Annotated in this window: 18 protein-coding genes and 2 pseudogenes; 8 read left to right on the top strand and 12 right to left on the bottom strand. The window is 52.4% G+C overall.

Going from position 1 to position 17,274, the window contains the following annotated elements:
- The first annotated feature begins 16 nt into the window (after positions 1 to 16).
- Positions 17 to 279 (top strand): annotated as a pseudogene (locus CDA56_RS31540) (DNA polymerase III subunit theta).
- 263 nt (positions 280 to 542) lie between these two features.
- On the opposite strand, the gene CDA56_RS15125 reads toward CDA56_RS31540, so the two are convergent.
- From CDA56_RS15125 to CDA56_RS15155, 7 genes and pseudogenes are all read right to left on the bottom strand, one after another.
- Positions 543 to 707 (bottom strand): hypothetical protein, encoded by a 165-nt coding sequence (locus CDA56_RS15125; protein WP_163520947.1) that lies wholly within the window; start codon positions 705 to 707, stop codon positions 543 to 545.
- Between the two features lie 117 nt (positions 708 to 824).
- Positions 825 to 2,093: a hypothetical protein gene (locus CDA56_RS30730; RefSeq protein WP_139536123.1), complete on the bottom strand. Its 1,269-nt coding sequence runs from the start codon at positions 2,091 to 2,093 to the stop codon at positions 825 to 827.
- 477 nt (positions 2,094 to 2,570) lie between these two features.
- Positions 2,571 to 2,837 (bottom strand): annotated as a pseudogene (locus tag CDA56_RS15130) (SOS response-associated peptidase family protein); the annotation flags it as partial.
- 5 nt (positions 2,838 to 2,842) lie between these two features.
- Positions 2,843 to 3,043 (bottom strand): hypothetical protein, encoded by a 201-nt coding sequence (locus CDA56_RS31545; RefSeq protein ID WP_306821318.1) that lies wholly within the window; start codon positions 3,041 to 3,043, stop codon positions 2,843 to 2,845.
- The gene (locus tag CDA56_RS15140; protein WP_000019441.1) at positions 3,025 to 4,005 is read right to left on the bottom strand and encodes an IS5-like element ISKpn26 family transposase; all 981 of its coding nucleotides are present in this window, start codon (positions 4,003 to 4,005) and stop codon (positions 3,025 to 3,027) included. The genes CDA56_RS31545 and CDA56_RS15140 overlap by 19 nt, the downstream gene beginning before the upstream one ends.
- Positions 4,006 to 4,251: 246 nt before the next feature.
- Positions 4,252 to 4,728, bottom strand: coding sequence for a cold-shock protein (locus CDA56_RS15150; protein ID WP_004851238.1), 477 nt, complete (start codon positions 4,726 to 4,728; stop codon positions 4,252 to 4,254).
- A 114-nt stretch (positions 4,729 to 4,842) separates the two neighbouring features.
- Entirely contained in the window at positions 4,843 to 5,382 is a 540-nt protein-coding gene (locus tag CDA56_RS15155; protein WP_025105772.1) for a DUF2058 domain-containing protein, read from the bottom strand.
- Positions 5,383 to 5,544: 162 nt separating this feature from the next.
- Here CDA56_RS15155 and CDA56_RS15160 point away from each other — a divergent pair, with 162 nt between their 5' ends.
- The gene (locus CDA56_RS15160; RefSeq protein ID WP_025105771.1) at positions 5,545 to 5,856 is read left to right on the top strand and encodes a hypothetical protein; all 312 of its coding nucleotides are present in this window, start codon (positions 5,545 to 5,547) and stop codon (positions 5,854 to 5,856) included.
- Between the two features lie 62 nt (positions 5,857 to 5,918).
- Here the strand turns inward: CDA56_RS15160 and CDA56_RS15165 are convergent, their stop codons facing one another.
- A complete protein-coding gene (locus CDA56_RS15165) occupies positions 5,919 to 6,191 on the bottom strand; it encodes an ElaB/YgaM/YqjD family protein (RefSeq protein WP_004851233.1) in 273 nt (90 codons plus the stop codon).
- A 381-nt stretch (positions 6,192 to 6,572) separates the two neighbouring features.
- Between CDA56_RS15165 and CDA56_RS15170 the strand changes: the two genes are divergently transcribed.
- The 3 genes from CDA56_RS15170 (at position 6,573) to CDA56_RS15180 (ending at position 8,307) form a co-directional block, all read left to right on the top strand.
- Positions 6,573 to 6,827, top strand: coding sequence for a hypothetical protein (locus CDA56_RS15170; RefSeq protein ID WP_064374625.1), 255 nt, complete (start codon positions 6,573 to 6,575; stop codon positions 6,825 to 6,827).
- A gap of 28 nt (positions 6,828 to 6,855) precedes the next feature.
- Positions 6,856 to 7,116 (top strand): hypothetical protein, encoded by a 261-nt coding sequence (locus CDA56_RS15175; protein WP_014229513.1) that lies wholly within the window; start codon positions 6,856 to 6,858, stop codon positions 7,114 to 7,116.
- A gap of 102 nt (positions 7,117 to 7,218) precedes the next feature.
- Positions 7,219 to 8,307 (top strand): AAA family ATPase, encoded by a 1,089-nt coding sequence (locus CDA56_RS15180; protein WP_014838607.1) that lies wholly within the window; start codon positions 7,219 to 7,221, stop codon positions 8,305 to 8,307.
- 73 nt (positions 8,308 to 8,380) lie between these two features.
- On the opposite strand, the gene CDA56_RS15185 is transcribed toward CDA56_RS15180, so the two are convergent.
- Together CDA56_RS15185 and CDA56_RS15190 are read right to left on the bottom strand one after the other, a co-directional pair.
- Positions 8,381 to 9,631, bottom strand: a complete 1,251-nt coding sequence (locus CDA56_RS15185) for an MFS transporter (protein WP_025105768.1) — start codon at positions 9,629 to 9,631, stop codon at positions 8,381 to 8,383.
- 55 nt (positions 9,632 to 9,686) lie between these two features.
- Positions 9,687 to 12,794 carry a beta-galactosidase gene (locus CDA56_RS15190; RefSeq protein WP_102803902.1) on the bottom strand — a complete coding sequence of 1,036 codons (3,108 nt, stop codon included), beginning with the start codon at positions 12,792 to 12,794 and terminating at the stop codon, positions 9,687 to 9,689.
- A gap of 207 nt (positions 12,795 to 13,001) precedes the next feature.
- Here CDA56_RS15190 and CDA56_RS15195 point away from each other — a divergent pair, with 207 nt between their 5' ends.
- The 3 genes from CDA56_RS15195 to CDA56_RS15205 all read left to right on the top strand — a co-directional run bounded on the left by CDA56_RS15195 (position 13,002) and on the right by CDA56_RS15205 (position 16,338).
- Positions 13,002 to 14,072: a LacI family DNA-binding transcriptional regulator gene (locus tag CDA56_RS15195; protein ID WP_064374627.1), complete on the top strand. Its 1,071-nt coding sequence runs from the start codon at positions 13,002 to 13,004 to the stop codon at positions 14,070 to 14,072.
- A gap of 386 nt (positions 14,073 to 14,458) precedes the next feature.
- The gene (locus tag CDA56_RS15200) at positions 14,459 to 14,893 is read left to right on the top strand and encodes a GNAT family N-acetyltransferase (RefSeq protein ID WP_103815463.1); all 435 of its coding nucleotides are present in this window, start codon (positions 14,459 to 14,461) and stop codon (positions 14,891 to 14,893) included.
- Positions 14,894 to 15,129: 236 nt separating this feature from the next.
- Positions 15,130 to 16,338: a diguanylate phosphodiesterase gene (locus CDA56_RS15205; RefSeq protein ID WP_064374628.1), complete on the top strand. Its 1,209-nt coding sequence runs from the start codon at positions 15,130 to 15,132 to the stop codon at positions 16,336 to 16,338.
- A gap of 188 nt (positions 16,339 to 16,526) precedes the next feature.
- Here CDA56_RS15205 and iraP read toward each other — a convergent pair whose 3' ends face one another.
- Both iraP and CDA56_RS15215 read right to left on the bottom strand, forming a co-directional pair.
- Positions 16,527 to 16,838 carry an anti-adapter protein IraP gene (iraP, locus tag CDA56_RS15210; RefSeq protein ID WP_004851215.1) on the bottom strand — a complete coding sequence of 104 codons (312 nt, stop codon included), beginning with the start codon at positions 16,836 to 16,838 and terminating at the stop codon, positions 16,527 to 16,529.
- Between the two features lie 127 nt (positions 16,839 to 16,965).
- Positions 16,966 to 17,247, bottom strand: coding sequence for a hypothetical protein (locus CDA56_RS15215; RefSeq protein ID WP_064374629.1), 282 nt, complete (start codon positions 17,245 to 17,247; stop codon positions 16,966 to 16,968).
- Between the last annotated feature and the right edge of the window lie 27 nt (positions 17,248 to 17,274).

Below are 17,274 nucleotides of genomic sequence, written 5' to 3' on the forward strand. Positions count from 1 at the left end.
ACTGGGGATTTTTCTTGTGTTGAAGTGGAATATTGCAGCAAAAAGCCAGGAAGTGCGAGACCAGGTTAACGTCGATCTGGCCGCCAGTGGCGTTACATACAAAGTGCGCCTGAATATGTCGGCGATAGCTGAGTAGAGTAGGTCGCCAGAGAACAACCTGAACACCTCCGGGAATACTTCATGGGGGGGGGTACGCTACTACCGCGAACAGAGCATTCAACTCCCGCGGCATCCGATCCGTGCTACATCGAGATTGCCGGGCAGAACGCCAAGAAATGATTATGCACGGGATAGTTCCCCGCCCTTTTATTTATACCGCGCCAATATAAGTTGTGGTGCTGGAAGGCGTGGAGCTGTCTGCTGAAGAATACATTCTGGCCTCAATCGTTGCAGACTGGTACTGTTTTCAAAGAGGAGACTAGGAATAGGTGGTGCATCGTTGATGGGGACGTATGATTTTGCTCTGTCTATCGTGCTTCCAGGTGTTGCTGCGCATCAGGATATGTCAGTAATGGCGAAGATTAACGCTCTGCTTGCAGAATTTATGTCAAGCCTGACAGCATAATCATATTGCGGCTATCATTATCGATAGCCGCTATCCATTTGAGATCTGCAATCCCACATGCGGCATTAAGATATGCAGTTACGCTGTCAATGACTGAAGCGACCAGAGCCAGCGCTGATTCAAAAATCAATTTCATACCCATCGTGATATGTGTCCTTGCTGGATAGGCAGCTGGCGCATAATGTGACCCGATGCAGATCGTATAACAAAAGGTACAGTAAGCGGTCACTTAATTGAATTTAACTATGCGTTATGGGTATTACCTTCTCTCTTTGGTACAGAATAGAACGGCCATGTTCTTCGGCCTAGTTTCAGGACCTAATTCTCCATCCTTTGATTTACCCTCATCTGTACTAGTTAATACCGCGTTTTTCTTGTTAGGGTCAGCCCCTGTCCCATTATTTGATTCACCAGAATGAAACCCGGATTGATAAGTATGCGTATGTTTTGCGATCATATCCTCTTGGATACTTCCTGGGATACGTATTCCTGCCGGGTCGATTTTTGTAGATCCTGAACTATCTATACCTCTAAGGAATCTGCCCTGTGCGTTTAGCACAGGTATCCATCCAGAAGGACAGGTATCTGACATAAAACCAACAACACTGTTTTGTTCTAGTCTTGTCAACTCCATTTCTAGGTTTTTTAAACGATCATCGATTGTTGTTAGAGCATCTATAGGATTGTCTTGATTATCATATGCCTGCCAAGATAGGGTTAAAGGAGGGGGCACCGTTGAATCTGTTCTTACAATTTTAACAAAAGCTTTTTTACTTTGTTCGTTTCTGCTGCACTCAAGAATAGCTGTAGATCCTGTTGGAATAACTATAGATTTGGTCTCTGAGTCATTCCACTTACATGAAACACCGTTAGATGCAGAATAGGCAATTGAAGCTGACTTATCATGAGAGCCTGGCGATGCGAAACCTACAGACATTGAAAATTCTGATGGCAGGATACTATCTACATTATATGTCATGTTGTTTTTTGCTTCGGTGCATTGTTTGTAGGCATCATATGCACCTGGCGCAATGGATTCTATATATTGTTTGTAGGCGTCTTGACTTTCTGAGTAGTTACTTTCTGCTGAGCAATATCTGCTAGCTACTTGAATTACTGTAGCATTCGAACTTCCGAAACTAGCTGAAAGAACGCTGTAACTGGCACCAAATTTAGAATTATTGGATACCGATGTGCCTTTGCTATATTCTTTGCAGAAATAATCTGCATTTTGCTCAATAGAGTTTTGATCTCGAACCGTTATGTGGGTGATTTTTGATAACCCGATAATACTTTCGCAAGTATCTGCATTAGCATATGCGGGTATTATTAATGTTAGCATTGCAAGAGCTGTTCGCATGTTTTCCCCTTTCATGGTTGGGCTGAAAATTTTGCATGGGGTAATAATAGTACTACGTCGAGCCATGCTCTGAACATGGCTATTATAACCTCCCAAAAGAGATTCAATAATATCCAGTTTAGCTAAGCCAAGCGGTTTTGTGTAAACAATATTATCATTGTCATTCATATCACATTTTGAATGTAATTTATATCTTAGCTTGCAGTCCGCCCAGTATCGGTTGCGTACCTTAGATGAAGTTAGTCAAGTTAAGTGTCTGATGTCTTTTTTAAAAAATGAAAGTTTATCTTAGGATAGTGCGAGTAATTATTTGTTTTCTGGTGTGTTATTAAGTCATGGGCTGAGTTATTAAATCGTTTTTTATTTTGGCGCAATTACCCATGCGTGTATTTATTCAAACTATTTGACTGACTTTGATGCAAGAGAGTTTTTATTTTAGGTCGGTGAAGTTGCATGCGAGAGGATTTCAGTTATTATGACCCTGAGCCGAGAAAAGTGTGATTGCTGAGTTCATATCAGGTAGAAAATGCGATGCATAAGTAATAAGTTAAAATTATTATTTTCTATGTTTTATATGAATTCTTTATATGTGGGCTATCAAGCTGCCCCTTGATTTTGCTTGCTGCCGATATCCTGCCGCATTCATTCGCGCGCTGATTCCGGCACCAGAACGAGTGGCCGGCGGTCGTGAATATCGACGAGACCGTGATAGGCTGCAGCGGTGACAATCAAAAATCCCTCATCTTCATCCCCACGCTCGAAAGGGACGCTGCCGATAGCCGCTATGAAGATGGGCTTTCTGTCTTAACGGTGGATGAAGTAAGGCTGTTTCTTGTCGCCTGCTCGCTTCCATTCAAACCAGCCGTCTGCAAAACAAATTGCTCTCCCATGTTGCCGTAGAGGCTTAAACAATAATATTAATATATTAAATATAGCTTCCTTGCAATATTAGGGAAGGTGCGAATAAGCAGGTCATTTCTTCCCAAGCTGACTCGCTGATTAAAATTTCGCGGATCTGGGCCGATTTTTTTCCCGCAAACACATCGAATCAGCCTATTTAGGCTATTTTTTCCACCATTTCTGGCGTTATTTCCGGTTTTTACTGAGATCTCTCCCACTGACGTATCATTTGGTCCACCCGAAACAGGTTGGCCAGGGTGAATAACATCGCCAGTTGGTTATCGTTTTTCAGCAGCCCCTTGTATCTGGCTTTCACGAAGCCGAACTGCCGCTTGATGATGCGAAACGGGTGCTCCACCTTGGCACGGATGCTGGCTTTCATGTATTCGATGTTGATGGCCGTTTTGTTCTTGCGCGGATGCTGCTTCAAGGTTTTTACCTTGCCGGGACGCTCGGCGATCAGCCAGTCCACATCCACCTCGGCCAGCTCCTCGCGCTGTGGCGCTCCTTGGTAGCCGGCATCGGCTGAGACAAATTGCTCCTCTCCATGAAGCAGATTACCCAGCTGATTGAGGTCATGCTCGTTGGCCGCGGTGGTGACTAGGCTGTGGGTCAGGCCACTCTTGGCATCGACACCAATGTGGGCCTTCATGCCAAAGTGCCACTGATTGCCTTTCTTGGTCTGATGCATCTCCGGATCGCGTTGCTGCTCTTTGTTCTTGGTAGAGCTGGGTGCCTCAATGATGGTGGCATCCACCAAAGTGCCTTGGGTCATCATGACGCCTGCTTCGGCCAGCCAGCGATTGATGGTCTTGAACAATTGACGGGCCAGTTGATGCTGCTCGAGCAGGTGGCGGAAATTCATGATGGTGGTGCGATCCGGCAGGGCGCTATCCAGGGATAATCGGGCAAACAGGCGCATGGAGGCGATTTCGTACAGGGCATCTTCCATGGCACCGTCGCTCAGGTTGTACCAATGCTGCATGCAGTGAATACGCAGCATGGTCTCCAGCGGATAGGGCCGTCGGCCATTGCCCGCCTTGGGATAAAACGGCTCGATGACAGCGGTCATATTCTGCCATGGCAGAATCTGCTCCATGCGGGAGAGGAAAATCTCTTTTCGGGTCTGACGGCGCTTAGTGCTGAATTCACTATCGGCGAAGGTGAGTTGATGGCTCATGATGTCCCTCTGGGATGCGCTCCGGATGAATATGATGATCTCATATCAGGAACTTGTTCGCACCTTCCCTAACAGCGCTTCGCTTGCACGAGTCCGAAGAAATTGCGCGGCAGGTTGTGACTCTGGTATTGGCAGGCCGGGTAAGGCGTCAACCGCCACCCGGTGAAGAACCGGGGAAGATGTTTAAACAGATTTGTCATCACTCCCAAACCGGGCACAGAGCCCGGTTTGTTGAGCCGTACGCTTTCACACCTTAAGCAGCTTTACCGTGGCCTCAATGTCTATCTCATCTTCCGAGAAGATGAGGGTGGTTCCCTGGAAGGTGGTAATAGCCAGCTTTTTCACCGAGCGCATTTCGCCAGGCTTAGCGGTGGATTTTGGCCTGATATTTCCCATCAACAGGCCTACGGAAAGGACCGCATTCTCTTTGTCGATGCGGGCATCGGCGGGCTCTTCCTCGCTGTACACCAGGAAAGATTTGATCGATGTAAGCTTAATCCGCTCGCCTGCAATATAGATATATTTGCTTTCCGGCAGGACTTTTACCGCATAGGCTGACAAACCCTTGTTATTGGTGGTGGGTTCGAAAGTGACTGCTGCATCTTTTTTAATGAGTTCAGGGTTGGCAACCTTAATCACATGAAAATAGCGATTATCGCCGTTTTCATCTTTGATAAATCCAAAACCTTTATCTTTAAACCACGTTGTGATCGTTCCGTTCATCGCCGTTACCGCCTGGTTAATCGTTTATCTACTCAATTTTTGCCGCGCGCAGTGTAAAGCACAACGCCTGCGCAGACCAGGCCTGAATCGCCGGTCTGCGCAGGCCCGCATTGCTTACCACATCAAATCATCGGGAACTTTAAAATCAGCATATGGATCGTCTTCGTCCTGCTCTTCCGCACTTAGCGCGCTGTTTAAGACAATGCTGCTGGCGTCGCGCTGGGCGATTTTATCGGCGACGCTCGCCGGGATAATCGCGTATTTGCTCTCGCCGTCGTTATCACCGGCCAGACGCGCAATGGCGAGACGGCCGCTAATCAGCTGTGCCTGGGTGAGTTTATCCACGGCGATTTTTTTAATGAAGTTGTTATCCGTGAAGTTAAAATCAATATTGCCTTTTGAAATATCGATTTTATTCATTTCAATAAGCTGCTTAACCTGCGCTTTATACTCTTTCGAGAGCGCCGCCTGCTTTTGCTGCTCGCTAAGCTGCTTATCTCGCTCAAGCTGCGCTTTTTTATTCTCTTCCACTGCTTCTCTGGCTTCGCGAGCCTGAACGCGGGACTTTTTCGCCGTTCTCTGAACTTTGGCCATTTTTTTGCTGGTCACTAACCCGGCTTTAAGCATTTGTTCTTGTAAGGTGAGTTTTGTCATCTTCGTGTCTGAATCCGCTGAATAATGAGTGAGATTATACCTGCAAATGTCCGGGATGTACCAGGCGGTATGATTCGCACAAAGCAATTGCATAAAAAATCACTATTATCGCCATTTATTTGCTATAAATGCATCTTTATTGATTTTTTATGAGGTGTAAAGATGATTGTCAGAACCTGGCATGGTTGTGTTCCCGTTGAGTTTGGCGATGCGTTTGCGGTTCATTTGCAGGCGACAGGCGTACAGCATTCCCAGGGCATCAGCGGCAACGCGGGGGCGTTTGTCAGACGGGAAACGCAGGGGGAGTGGGAACACTTCTTCCTGGCAACGTACTGGCACAATCTGGATGCGGTCATCGCCTTTGCCGGTGAAGCGTATCATGTCGCAGTGACCTATGCGGATGATGAGCAATTCCACCTGTTGTCCGACCCTTACGTTTTTCAGTTTAACGTAGCTGAAGTCGTGGCGATTTAAGTCAGCGTTAGCATAAGCGCGCCGCAGGCAAAAAATTAAGGCCCGAAGGGCCTTAGAATGGGTTATTTCCGTCCCGCCAGTAAACCAATCACCAGCCCGATAGCGCCGGCCGCCAGCAGTCCGGTCAGCGGATTTTCCCTTACGCGCTCGGAGACCTCTGATACGGCATCCGACGCCTGAGCGGCGTACTTACGGGCCGCGCCTTTTAGCTGATGTTTAGGCGAATCAACCGCATCACCAAATTGCTGCTGGGCTTCCCCGGCGAATTCATTGACTTTGTTGCTCACTTTGTCCGCCAGATTCTGCGCGTCGTTTTCATACTCTTGTGATGACATGGGAGTCTCCTTTCGTTTGACTTATTTAAGTCTAGTGGCTAACAAGCGAAGTACAAATGCTCAGCCGTCGGTGAGCCTCACTCCAGGAATTTTCCACAACGTCCGGGATATAAACCAGGTCGCTGTTTCTGCCACAAAAGCGCTACACTCTGGCGAAAAGAAACGTCGCCAGAATGGGGGGATTGCCGTCATTTCAATTGATTAAGGTAATTCCTGGATATAAGATCCGTCGGGCGCGGGGGCAGGAAAGGCAGCAATTCATAAATAAGAACTATTGATGTTCACAATTCCTCTTTTTTCCTTCATCATTTGTCAGCTTTTACTCCTAATAATCAGCGCTTAGCTCAGCATAAGAAAGAAATTTTTTTACTCAAGGCCGGTATGAACTATAAGAAAGTACTGAAGAACACGTTGCTGCTTGCTCCCGTGGCGATCCTGAGTCTGCAACCCCCTGTCTGGGGCGCAGAGGCCACGAAAACGGCGACCTGCCAGAAGGCGTCGCCTGCGGTGGACAAAGAAGGCGTGCCGTTACCGCCCGTTGTTGGTAAAGAGGGCGCTCAGCCGGCCTCCGCTAAAGACAAGTCCGGCCACGGCGGTGCAACGGCCAACTGTCAGCCTGCGGCCATCGAAAATTAATCATTGACCTCAACCCGGGAGGGACATGGTGCACCCGTTAATTAAGGTGATGCTGGTTGGAGGGAAAGGCGACGGCCTGATGGTTAGCGTTGCCGATAACGCGACGGAGATTTCCGTGACGCCTGCGCAGTACGGCGCGAAATCCGGCCAGCCGCTGAGCTACAGAATCGTATCGCAGACCATTGACGATGAACGCTATTTTTTCGGCGTTTTCAACGAGAGCCATGAGGATACGGACAAACTCAAAAGAGTCGCGCTGACCCGCGGCATGAAAAAACTCTTCAGCTAAGCCGGAGCCGGGCGGCAAGCAGTCGTCCGGTCCGCGCCTGTTTTGTTTTCCTTTCGCCTCCGATACAGTAGCGCCAAACGCTTTTATCAGTTTCGGGAATCTATGATTAACCATATCCGGATAAAAAATTTCAGATCGGTCAGGGATATTGAGCTGGAACTCGGTGCGCTGAATATCGTCTTTGGCCCCAACGGCTGCGGTAAATCCAATATCTATAAAGCCATCCACCTGTTAACCGCCTGCGCCGACGGGAAGTTTTCCGGCTATATCAGCGATGAGGGCGGGCTGGAAAACATTATGTGGTCCGGGCCAGGCGCGCCGACCGACCGCTTTCCGCGGCGGCTGCAGATTGGCTGTCTGACCGACGAGTTTGACTACCAGCTGCAGGTGGGTTTTCCGGAAAAGCTGCCTTATCCTACCCAGTTTCAGCTGGATCCGATCGTTAAAGAGGAGTCGATCTGGCTGGCGGGATTTTCCCGACGTCCTTCATCGCGCGTGCTGGAGCGTAAAAACCAGGCGGCGTTCCTGGTGGATGTGAATGGCGAAAAGAGTACTTTTACCGACGCCATTTACGAGAATGAATCGATTTTTGGCCAACTGGGCGAGCCGCACCGTTTTCCGGAGGTCTCGCGGGTCAGGGAAACCATGCGCCACTGGCGCTTTTATCACGAATTCAATATTGGCAGACTCTCACCGCTGCGACACCCGACGGTAGGCTACCGCTCGCCGGTGCTCGACAGCGATGGGCACAACCTCGCCGCCGCCTTTCAGACCATCGTGGAAATCGGCGCCGAAGAGCTGCTGCATGAGATCCTCGGCGAAGCGTTCCCGGCGTGTACCTTTTATTGTGAAAACGAAAACTCGCGTTTCTCGATGAAGATGCGCCGTAACGGCGTCTGGCGGCCTTTACTGGCGGCGGAAATGTCCGACGGCACGCTGCGCTTCCTGTGCCTGGCGGTGGCGCTATTAAGCCCGCGCCCTCCGGCATTTCTGGCCATTAACGAGCCGGAAAACAGCCTGCATCGTCAGATGTTCCCGGCGCTGGCCCGGCTGATTGTCGAAGCGTCCCGCTATAGCCAAATCTGGTTAACCAGCCACTCCGCCGAGCTGGCCGAGCTGATTTCATCGATGGCGGAAGCGCGTCTTTACGGGCTGGAAAATAGCGACGGGGAAACGCGGATCGCCGGCTAGCGGCAACTGCCTTACCCGGCGTCTTAACGGTGTATTGCCGACGCGCCGCCGGAGGGTTTCCGGCGGCCTGGCGTTATGCTGCCGCCGGGAGCAGGGTTTTGCTGCCTTTCAGGGTAAACAGCGAAATGACGGTAAAGCTCAGGGTAATACAGCCCAGGATCAGATAAGCCTGATGGAAGCCGACGGTATCATACATCCGTCCTACCCACGCCGAGAGCACAACGCCCGACAGCTGTTTCGATAAATTAAAGCCGATCAGGAACAGCGTCGCCGAAAGTTTTGGGTTAAATGCCGACGAGATATATTTAAAGGTGCCAACCAGCAGGAAGGGGATCTCAAACATATGCAGCATTTTTAATATAATCACTTCCACCGCCGAGGTCGCGAAAGAGGAGCCTAAAATTCGGACTGACATAATTACCCCGGCAATTAACAGGGCATTCTTGGCGCCAATTCGGTTAATAATTGCCGGCGCGCAGAACATGATCAGCGCATTGAGTAATTCCCCACCGGTGGTCACGAAGCCAAACACTTCGGTGCCGCGCTGCGGGCTGGCGAAGAAGCCTTTAAAAAAGTTGGCGAACTGCTGGTCGAAAACGTCATAGACGCTGGCGACGCCAACGACATAAATAATAAAGCCCCAGAAGCGCGGCATCCGCAAGAGCTCGGCGGCGGTGCGCATGGAGAACGCCTGACGGTTGACGCCCAGGGCGTCGATAACCTCGGCGCTATTGCTGCTTTCCGGCTTCGAGACCCACAGCAGCACGCCGAGGATCAGCGCGAAGCCGGAGGCGATCCAGAAGGTGATATTGGGGTCGATACTAAACAGAATGCCGGTGATCGAGGCGCACAGCGCCCAGCCGACGCAGCCGGAGACGCGCACTTTACCGTATTCAAAACGGTTGGCGCGGCTGACGCGTTCAATATAGGCTTCTACCGCCCCGGAGCCGCTGGAGAAGACGATCCCCAGATAGATCCCGCCCACCAGCGCGCCCGCGATGATATTCATCTGCAGCAGCGGAGAGAAAACAAAAATAAAGAAGGGGGCAAACAGGATTAATAAAATCGTAATCGTCCACAGCAGATGTTTGCGCAGGCCGAGCTTATCGGAAATCAGGCCAAACACCGGCTGGAAAATTATCGCGAATAGCGAAATGGAGGAGAAGACAATCCCCGTTTCGGTTTTGGTTAAATGGTTTACTTCCGCCAGCCACACCGGGAAGAAGGGGAAGTAGGCTGACATAATGAAATAGTAGAAGAAAAAGAACAGCATGAAATATATAAAATTATGCCGTTCTCGTGGCGCGAGTTCAGAGAGTTTCATTGTGAATATTCCATATTATTATGCCTGTAAGGTTGGGGGCTGGCGCCCCCGATTATTATTGGAAATGAATCGTTAACTGATATTGCCATTGTGTCTCAAGCAGCAGCCATTGCTGTAGTACGCTGGGTGTCCAGGAGTCATCGCCGCCGATACCCATGTGTTGAGCATCAAGCGCGATCCAGACGCCGTTTTCCGGCTTCATCCTGTGCCAGTGATCGGTCTCCATTAACTGCGCGGTGCTGTAGGGCTGTACGGAGAAGTGGAAATCGCCCGCGACGTGCCAGCGCCCCCAGTCCAGCGCTTTGTTATCGCAGCGCAGGCCGTTTTCCGTCGGGAAAATGTACGGTGTGGTCATCTCTTCCAGCGGCAGCTGCCAGCGGGAGAAACAGGCGCTGGTGCGGCGGTCCGGATAGTTTTCATGCGGGCCGTAGCCGAGCCAGGAAATCGGTTGATGCTGGTCCGGAACCTGGAAATTCAGCCCGATGCGCGGCAGCGGCGGCAGGGTGCCGGCGCGTTCGCCATCGACCGCCAGATGCAGCTTGCCTTCGCCATCAAACGTCATCCGCCAGTGGCTGACAATCACCACTTCGTCGCCGCGCAGATAGTGCCAGCGGCTATCGATAACCACTTCATGGGCCAGGCGCTGGGCGTCGCACTGTACGCAGCGGGCGCTGAGGCCGTAGAGCCCGGCGCTCTTCCAGCGTTCAACCCAGGCGTTGGGGTCGATACGCTCCACTTCGCTGACGCCGATATCGTTATCCAGCGGGGCGCGTACAAACTGGTCGCGCAGCGGCGTCAGCAGCTGTTCCACACCCTCTACCTGCCAGTGGGTCAGCAGGCCGTTCTCCCGGTCGATAGTCCATTGCTGCGAGCCGCTGCGTACGGTCCAGGCCGCGTCGCTGCTCTCCAGCGCTGGCGCCGTGCCGACGGGGGAAGGCCGGCGCAGCGCCAGCGGGGCGGCGAGCGGGAACTGCTGCCAGGCGACGCGATGCCCGGCGTCGGACCAGGTGGTGGCCTGCGGCTGGACAACCTCCAGCGTCAGCCACACCGCTTCGGCGCCCACGGGCAGCGTCAGCGCATCGCACAGCGTCAGCTCGCTCTGGCCTTCAGGGCTCAGCTCAAGCTTCACTTGACCCTCGGCAAAGGTTTCTCCGGCGGCCTGGACCTGCCAGCGCAGCGCTTCGTTATCGGTGGCGCGGAACAGATATTCGCTGCTGATGCTGATACGCAGCGGGGATTGCGCAAGCAGGGTAAACTGGAAGTACTGCTGCGCGTGTTTCGCTTCAATTAATGAAGGGTGCGGGCGGCGGTCGGGGAAGACCAGGCCGTTCATACAGAACTGGCGATCGTTCGGCGTATCGCCAAAATCACCGCCGTAGGCCCAGCCGATGCTGCCGTCGTCGAAGGTTTTGCTGATGGCCAGATCGGCCCAGTCCCAGATAAACCCGCCCTGCAGGCGCGGATAGTCGCGAAAGGCCTGCCAGTAATCAGCAAAGTTGCCGAGGCTGTTGCCCATCGCGTGGGCGTATTCGCAGAGGATCAGCGGGCGCTGCTCGCCCGGCAGACTGATCCACTTTTTGATCCCCCATTTCGGCACCGTCGGAATCCGCTGATCGCGCTCAACGCGGGCGTACATCGGGCAGATAATATCGGTGGTGGTGCTGTCGGCGCCTCCACCCTCGTACTGCACCGGGCGGGAGGGATCGTTGCGCTTCAGCCAGTGATACATCGCTTCATGGTTGCCGCCGCCGCCGGATTCGTTCCCCAGCGACCAGATAATAATCGACGGGTGGTTGCGGTTGCTTTGCAACATCCGGCTGACGCGGGCGCTGAAGGCCGGCAGCCAGGCCGGATCGTCGGAAAGACGATTCATCGGCACCATGCCGTGGGTTTCAATATTGGCTTCGTCAACGACGTACAGGCCATAGCGATTGCACAGCTCATACCAGCGCGGGGTGTTTGGATAATGCGAGCAGCGCACGGCGTTAAAGTTGTTCTGCTTCATCAGCAGGATGTCCTGCACCATATCCTCTTCGGTCACCACCTGGCCGCGCTGGTGATGGTGCTCGTGACGGTTGACGCCGCGGATCAGCAGCGGTTTGCCGTTTAACAGCAGCAGGCCGTTTTTGATTTCAACCCGGCGAAAGCCGATATCCCAGGCTTCAGCCTCGATCGTTTCATCGCCGCGGCACAGGGACACCACCGCCCGATAGCAGTTTGGCGTTTCCGCGCTCCACAGCGCCGGTCGCTCTACCGGCAGACGAATCGCCGCGCGTTCGGCATAGCTTCCGCGCTCATCGATAATCGGCGAACCCGGCGACTGCTGGTGGCTGGCGACCAGACGATCGTCATCCCACAGTTCGATCTTCACCGTCAGCGCCTCCAGCAGCGCGACCGGCGCGGCGACGCTTAAGTTCACCAGCAGCTCGGCATCCCGGTAGAGCGCATCGAGCTGCGGCGTGAGCTGAACGTCGCAGAGGTGCAGGGTCGGTTTGTTCAGCAGCCAGACCGAACGGAAGATGCCGCTCATGCGCCACATATCCTGGTCTTCAAGCCAGGTACCCGCGCTCCAGCGCATCACCATCACGCAGATGCGGTTATCGCCCGGCTGAAGGTAGGGCGAGAGATCGAAGGCCGCGGGCAGGCGACTGTCCTGCGAATAACCGACCCATTCGCCGTTGCACCACAGATGAAAAGCCGAATTAACGCCGTCGAAGATAATCTGCGTCTGGCCGTCGGCTCGCCAGCTCTCATCGACGCTGAACGTCAGCGAGTAGCAGCCGGTCGGATTCTCCTCAGGTACGCGCGGCGGCGTAGTGTCGATCGGGTAGCGGACGTTGGTATAGATCGGAGCGTCGTAGCCTTCCATTTGCCAGTTTGACGGCACCGGCGTACTGCGGCTGTCCGGCAGATCGTCTTCCAGCCAGCGGGCATCCACGTCAAACGGGCTGCGGGCCCAGGAGAACTGCCACTGGCCGTCAAGCCGGCGGCGGAACGCCGAGGGCTGGTTTTTCTGCGCCGCGTCGGTATCGCGCCAGCTGGCGAAAGTCGGGTGGGCCGGTAAACGGTTGAGATGGGTAATGGTCTGGTTCTGCCAGTCTTCGCGGGCAAGAATCTGATGGAACGTTGCTCCTGCGGCGGAATGAGAGTCGTGTTGTTGCATACGTATTCCTGACGGATAAGTGATAAAAATGTCATTCGCTAGACAATATAATTTTGTTATCAGTTATTTTCGCTATAGCCGCAATATTGGCGAAAATGAAACCCACTGGCGATCACGAAAAGTTGGAAAAACAGCTGATTTTTGTCGTCTTTTAAACATAAAATGTTAGCGGACGACATTGAGGTTTTGATTCAGAAGGAGTGCACTATGCAGCGTCGCCTGGCAACGCTTGACGATGTGGCCCGCGAGGCCGGCGTGTCTCAGCAGACGGTCTCCCGGGTGCTGAATAATCCGGACGTGGTGTCTGAACGAACCCGCGATAAGGTCATCCGCGCGATGCAGGCGCTGCGCTACGTACCGAACCGTTCCGCTCAGCTGCTGGCGGGGAAATCCGCGCCGTCGATTGGGCTGATCACCGCTTCGCTGACGCTGCACGCGCCTTCACAAATCGCCGCGGCGGTGAAAAGCTACGCCGGTCTGCAGCAGCTTGAGGTCTCGATTGCGATGCCGGTGCAGGTCGACTATCCGTCGCTGCAGGCGCGGCTTAATGAGTTTCGCGCCCAGCATATTCGCGGCGCGATTATCAGCCTGCCGCTCGAAAGCAGCCTCGCGGAGCGGCTGGTGGTGGAAAACCCCGATATCGCCTGCATGTTTCTTGATGTTTCGCCGGAGACCGACGTGTGCTGCGTGCGTTTCGATCATCGCGACGGCTGCGGCGCGTGCGTGCGGCATCTCTGGGACGCCGGGCACCGGGAGTTCGGCCTGCTGGCCGGGCCGGAGAGCTCGGTCTCCGCGCGCATGCGATTGAGCAGCTGGCGCGAGGCGCTGCATCGGCTGGGCGTCAGTAATGCGGTGACGGTGTTTGGCGACTGGAGCGCCGCCAGCGGCTGGAACAAAACGTTTGAGCTCCTGCATCATCATCCGCGCATTAGCGCCATCGTGGTGGCTAACGATCAGATGGCGCTCGGGGTACTGAGCGCGCTGGCGCAGTTGAATCGCACCGGCAGCCAGGCGATCTCGGTCACCGGCTATGACGATACCGCGGACAGCCTCTACTTCCAGCCGCCGCTGACCACCGTCGCCCAGGATTTTAACGTTCTGGGAAAAAGGGCGGTTGAGCTGCTCATCCAGCTAATGGCTGCCCCGCAGATGAAGATCCGCGAGCTGCTGCCGACGCGCCTGATTATCCGCCAATCCACCTGGCCCTGCGCGGGCGCCACGCAGGAGGAGAAAGAGGGTCTTGTCGCGCAGATCAAAGCGCTGGTGGAAAAGCTGTAAGCAACAGTCCGTTTAGCTTTCATTGATGTTGCGCGTGATAGCTTATCGGACAAGCGTACTCAGGAGGTTATGCCCTGAACGTAAAAATGCAAAACACAATCTATCCATGCAAGCATTCATTCACCGCCAGTCACATGGCGGTTTTTTTTTGCCCGTTTTCGGTCGTTGGAATATGGCGTTATTTTATTTAATTCTACCAGCAGGTCGATTACTCGCCGCTGTTAAGCATAAATGCGCTGTTTTCACGCCGCGGTGTCAGAAAATTTCCCCGGCTTATACTTTTTTATCCAGCATAAAATGCTGTTGACCGGGGGCGGCAGGGCGCGCTTTTTTTAGCGCCATTCGGCTATGCTGAAAGCCAAAGCAGGCGAGTGAAAGGCAACGTCATGATGATATTAAAAGATAAAGAGCACGTGGACTCGGTTGACTGGCTGACGGTGGCGGAGATTATCGCCGCCGCAGGTCTCAATCAGCGGGACGCCGCGCTGGTGGAGCGCGCGTTTCGCCATAGTACCTTTTGCTGGTTTGGCTATGAAAACGGGCAGCTTATTGCCGTTGCCCGGGCGATTAGCGACCTGACCTGGTGCAGCTATCTGGCAGATGTCGCGGTGCACCCGCGCTGTCAGGGAAAGGGGTACGGGCAGCAGCTGATGCAATCGGTCAGCGACCGGCTGCGGCCGTTCGGCAAAACCTTCATCTACTCGGTGGTGGATAAAGTCGGCTTTTATCGCCGCTTTGGTTTTGAAACGCTGACCACGGGCATGGTCTGCGCCAGCGAAGAGGCGATAGCGCGTATGCGCGAGCAGGGATTTGTTGGCTAGTAAATACCGCTTAAAAAAACGCATTTACCAAACGGTTTAAATGGCTGCTGAATGAATCAATGCCATTACCCGGCCGCTGAGGATTATTTCGCTGGCCCTTGCCGGTTGCTGCCGTAAATAATCGGATAAACTTAGTCGGCTACAGCCGGTCCAGTTAATTATGACAGATAGCCTGGGTTAAAAGGGTAAACTGTGTTACACAGTTCCATTCTCCTGGCAAACATCTGGATGGGATTATGCTGACAACTCTGATTTACAGAAGTCAGATGCATTTAACACAAGAAACCGATCTCATACTGCTGGTTGAAAAAGCGAATGCTGAGAACGCAGCACGCGGGATTACGGGCATACTTCTTTTAAAAGATAATGTTTACCTTCAGATACTTGAGGGGGATGAGTGCGTGCTTGAGCAGCTATTCAGCACGATCAAGCAAGACGATCGCCACCATCAGGTTGTCGAGCTGATGCGTGATTACGCGCCGCGCCGGCGCTTTGAAAACGTAGGGATGATGTTTTTTGACCTGAATAAACTGCAAACCGCTGACGTCCTGACAAAGGTTCGCCAGCTTAGCCAACTGAAAGGTTATCTTTCCACCGAAGAGCGCGTCTATAAATTTATCCATACTTTTATCAGTCAAAAAAGCGCTGTCGCGCCGTCACCCTTTTTACGGCCTGACAAATGGTCGCTTCATTCGCGTAAACATGCATTTCATGCGCCGCAAGAATCTTTTTTTGCCAGTCAATGCTGTCAGTTTGCTTTCCAGCCCATTATCGAACCGTTGGCCGGGAATATCACTTCGCTTGAAGCGCTTATTCGTGATAAAGACGGCGGTAGTCCCGCTAATTTCTTTGCCTCGATTCCGCCAGAGAAACGTTATGAAGTTGATCTCAAAGCGAAATCAGTTGCCTTTGCCCTGGCGAAAGAAATCAATATTGGCGACCATAAAATATCCATTAATATCCTTCCGATGTCTCTGGTTGTTATTCCTGATGCCATTGAATACCTGTTGCAGGAAATAAAAAAACAGGGTCTTGAACCCGAACAGGTGATCGTGGAGGTGACGGAAGATGAAATGATCTCCGGTTTTAGCCAGTTCAGCAGCGCGATAAAAAAACTGCGCGTCTCTGGTATGGGGCTGGCAATTGATGACTTTGGCGCCGGTTATGCTGGACTCTCGTTGTTGACAAAAATTCAGCCTGATAAAGTTAAAATCGACCGCGAGATTATTACCGATATCCATCAGAGCGGCCCTAAACAAGCGGTGGTAAGATCGATTATCAACTGCTGCCGTGAACTTGAGATTGCGGTGGTTGCTGAAGGCATAGAGCGGATAGAGGAGTGGTGCTGGCTCGAATCTGCGGGTATTAAACGTTTCCAGGGCTTTTTATTTGCCATGCCGAAAGTCAACGGCGTCGGTGACATACGCTGGCCTGGGGAAAAGTGAAGCCTGATTTGCCTTAATGTACCGAGCGGTTTGCCTCCGGCAGCAGCGCAGGCGAGTAGACATTGCGTATTCCGCCTGGAGTCTCCCTATTTTCTGAAGCTGAACCGGCCAATAGTTGCTGATGGCCGGTAAGCTCATGACTAACCGTAAGCCCTGCATATTCCCAATCTATAACAGACTGACCCTTGTTAATCATCTAGCCTGTCATGACTGATTTCATCTTCGTGGGTGCTTATCAACTGCGTGAGCGCTATTTGTTCCTGAAACTTGGTCAGAAGCAGTTCTGCGTCCGTCTTCAGAACGTCTTCAGATGATTCCAGTACTGAATTTATCGCTTTCGTTACGCTGCTAACTAATTCCGCGACGCCGCCTTCCTTGCCGATAGCGAGCATCAGCGCGCTAATGAGCAAAGACTGCGCCTCGACCTGGGCAGCAAGCTGCTTACTTTCGGCATCCATGGCGGAAATTTTAGCAATTATGCTGAGAATGACATTATTCATTGTATCCCTCAAATCAATAAGTTAGAGCAGGTTGTTGATGGCTATATTCGCTGTTGATAATCCGAATTAACCATAGAACATAAATATGCCAGAAAAAATATCGGCAGCGTTAGTCAGGTTTTGGACATCACCAAAGTAAAGCATGAAAACGCGCCGGTCCCACTTCCATATTCCTCCAACGATCGCGCCTGACAGAGCGCAAAGGAGCATGAAGAGTGCGGTTGTTGAAAAGAAAGACGCCAGGCTTGAGGTCGTGTTTAGCCTGGCCGACCTCTGATGTTTCTTGCTTCAGCATCAACTCATACAGGCGACAGGAAAATGTGCGGATGTTAAACCGGCAGGACAAGCTCGTTGGCAAGAGCGGCTGGCTCTGTTCAACGAGATACAGCATGGGCTGACGCCAGACCATGAATATGGCTCATGTTGTAATGAAATT

It is taken from the genome of Klebsiella michiganensis, from assembly GCF_002925905.1.
In the GTDB taxonomy this organism is placed as follows: Bacteria; Pseudomonadota; Gammaproteobacteria; order Enterobacterales; family Enterobacteriaceae; genus Klebsiella; species Klebsiella michiganensis.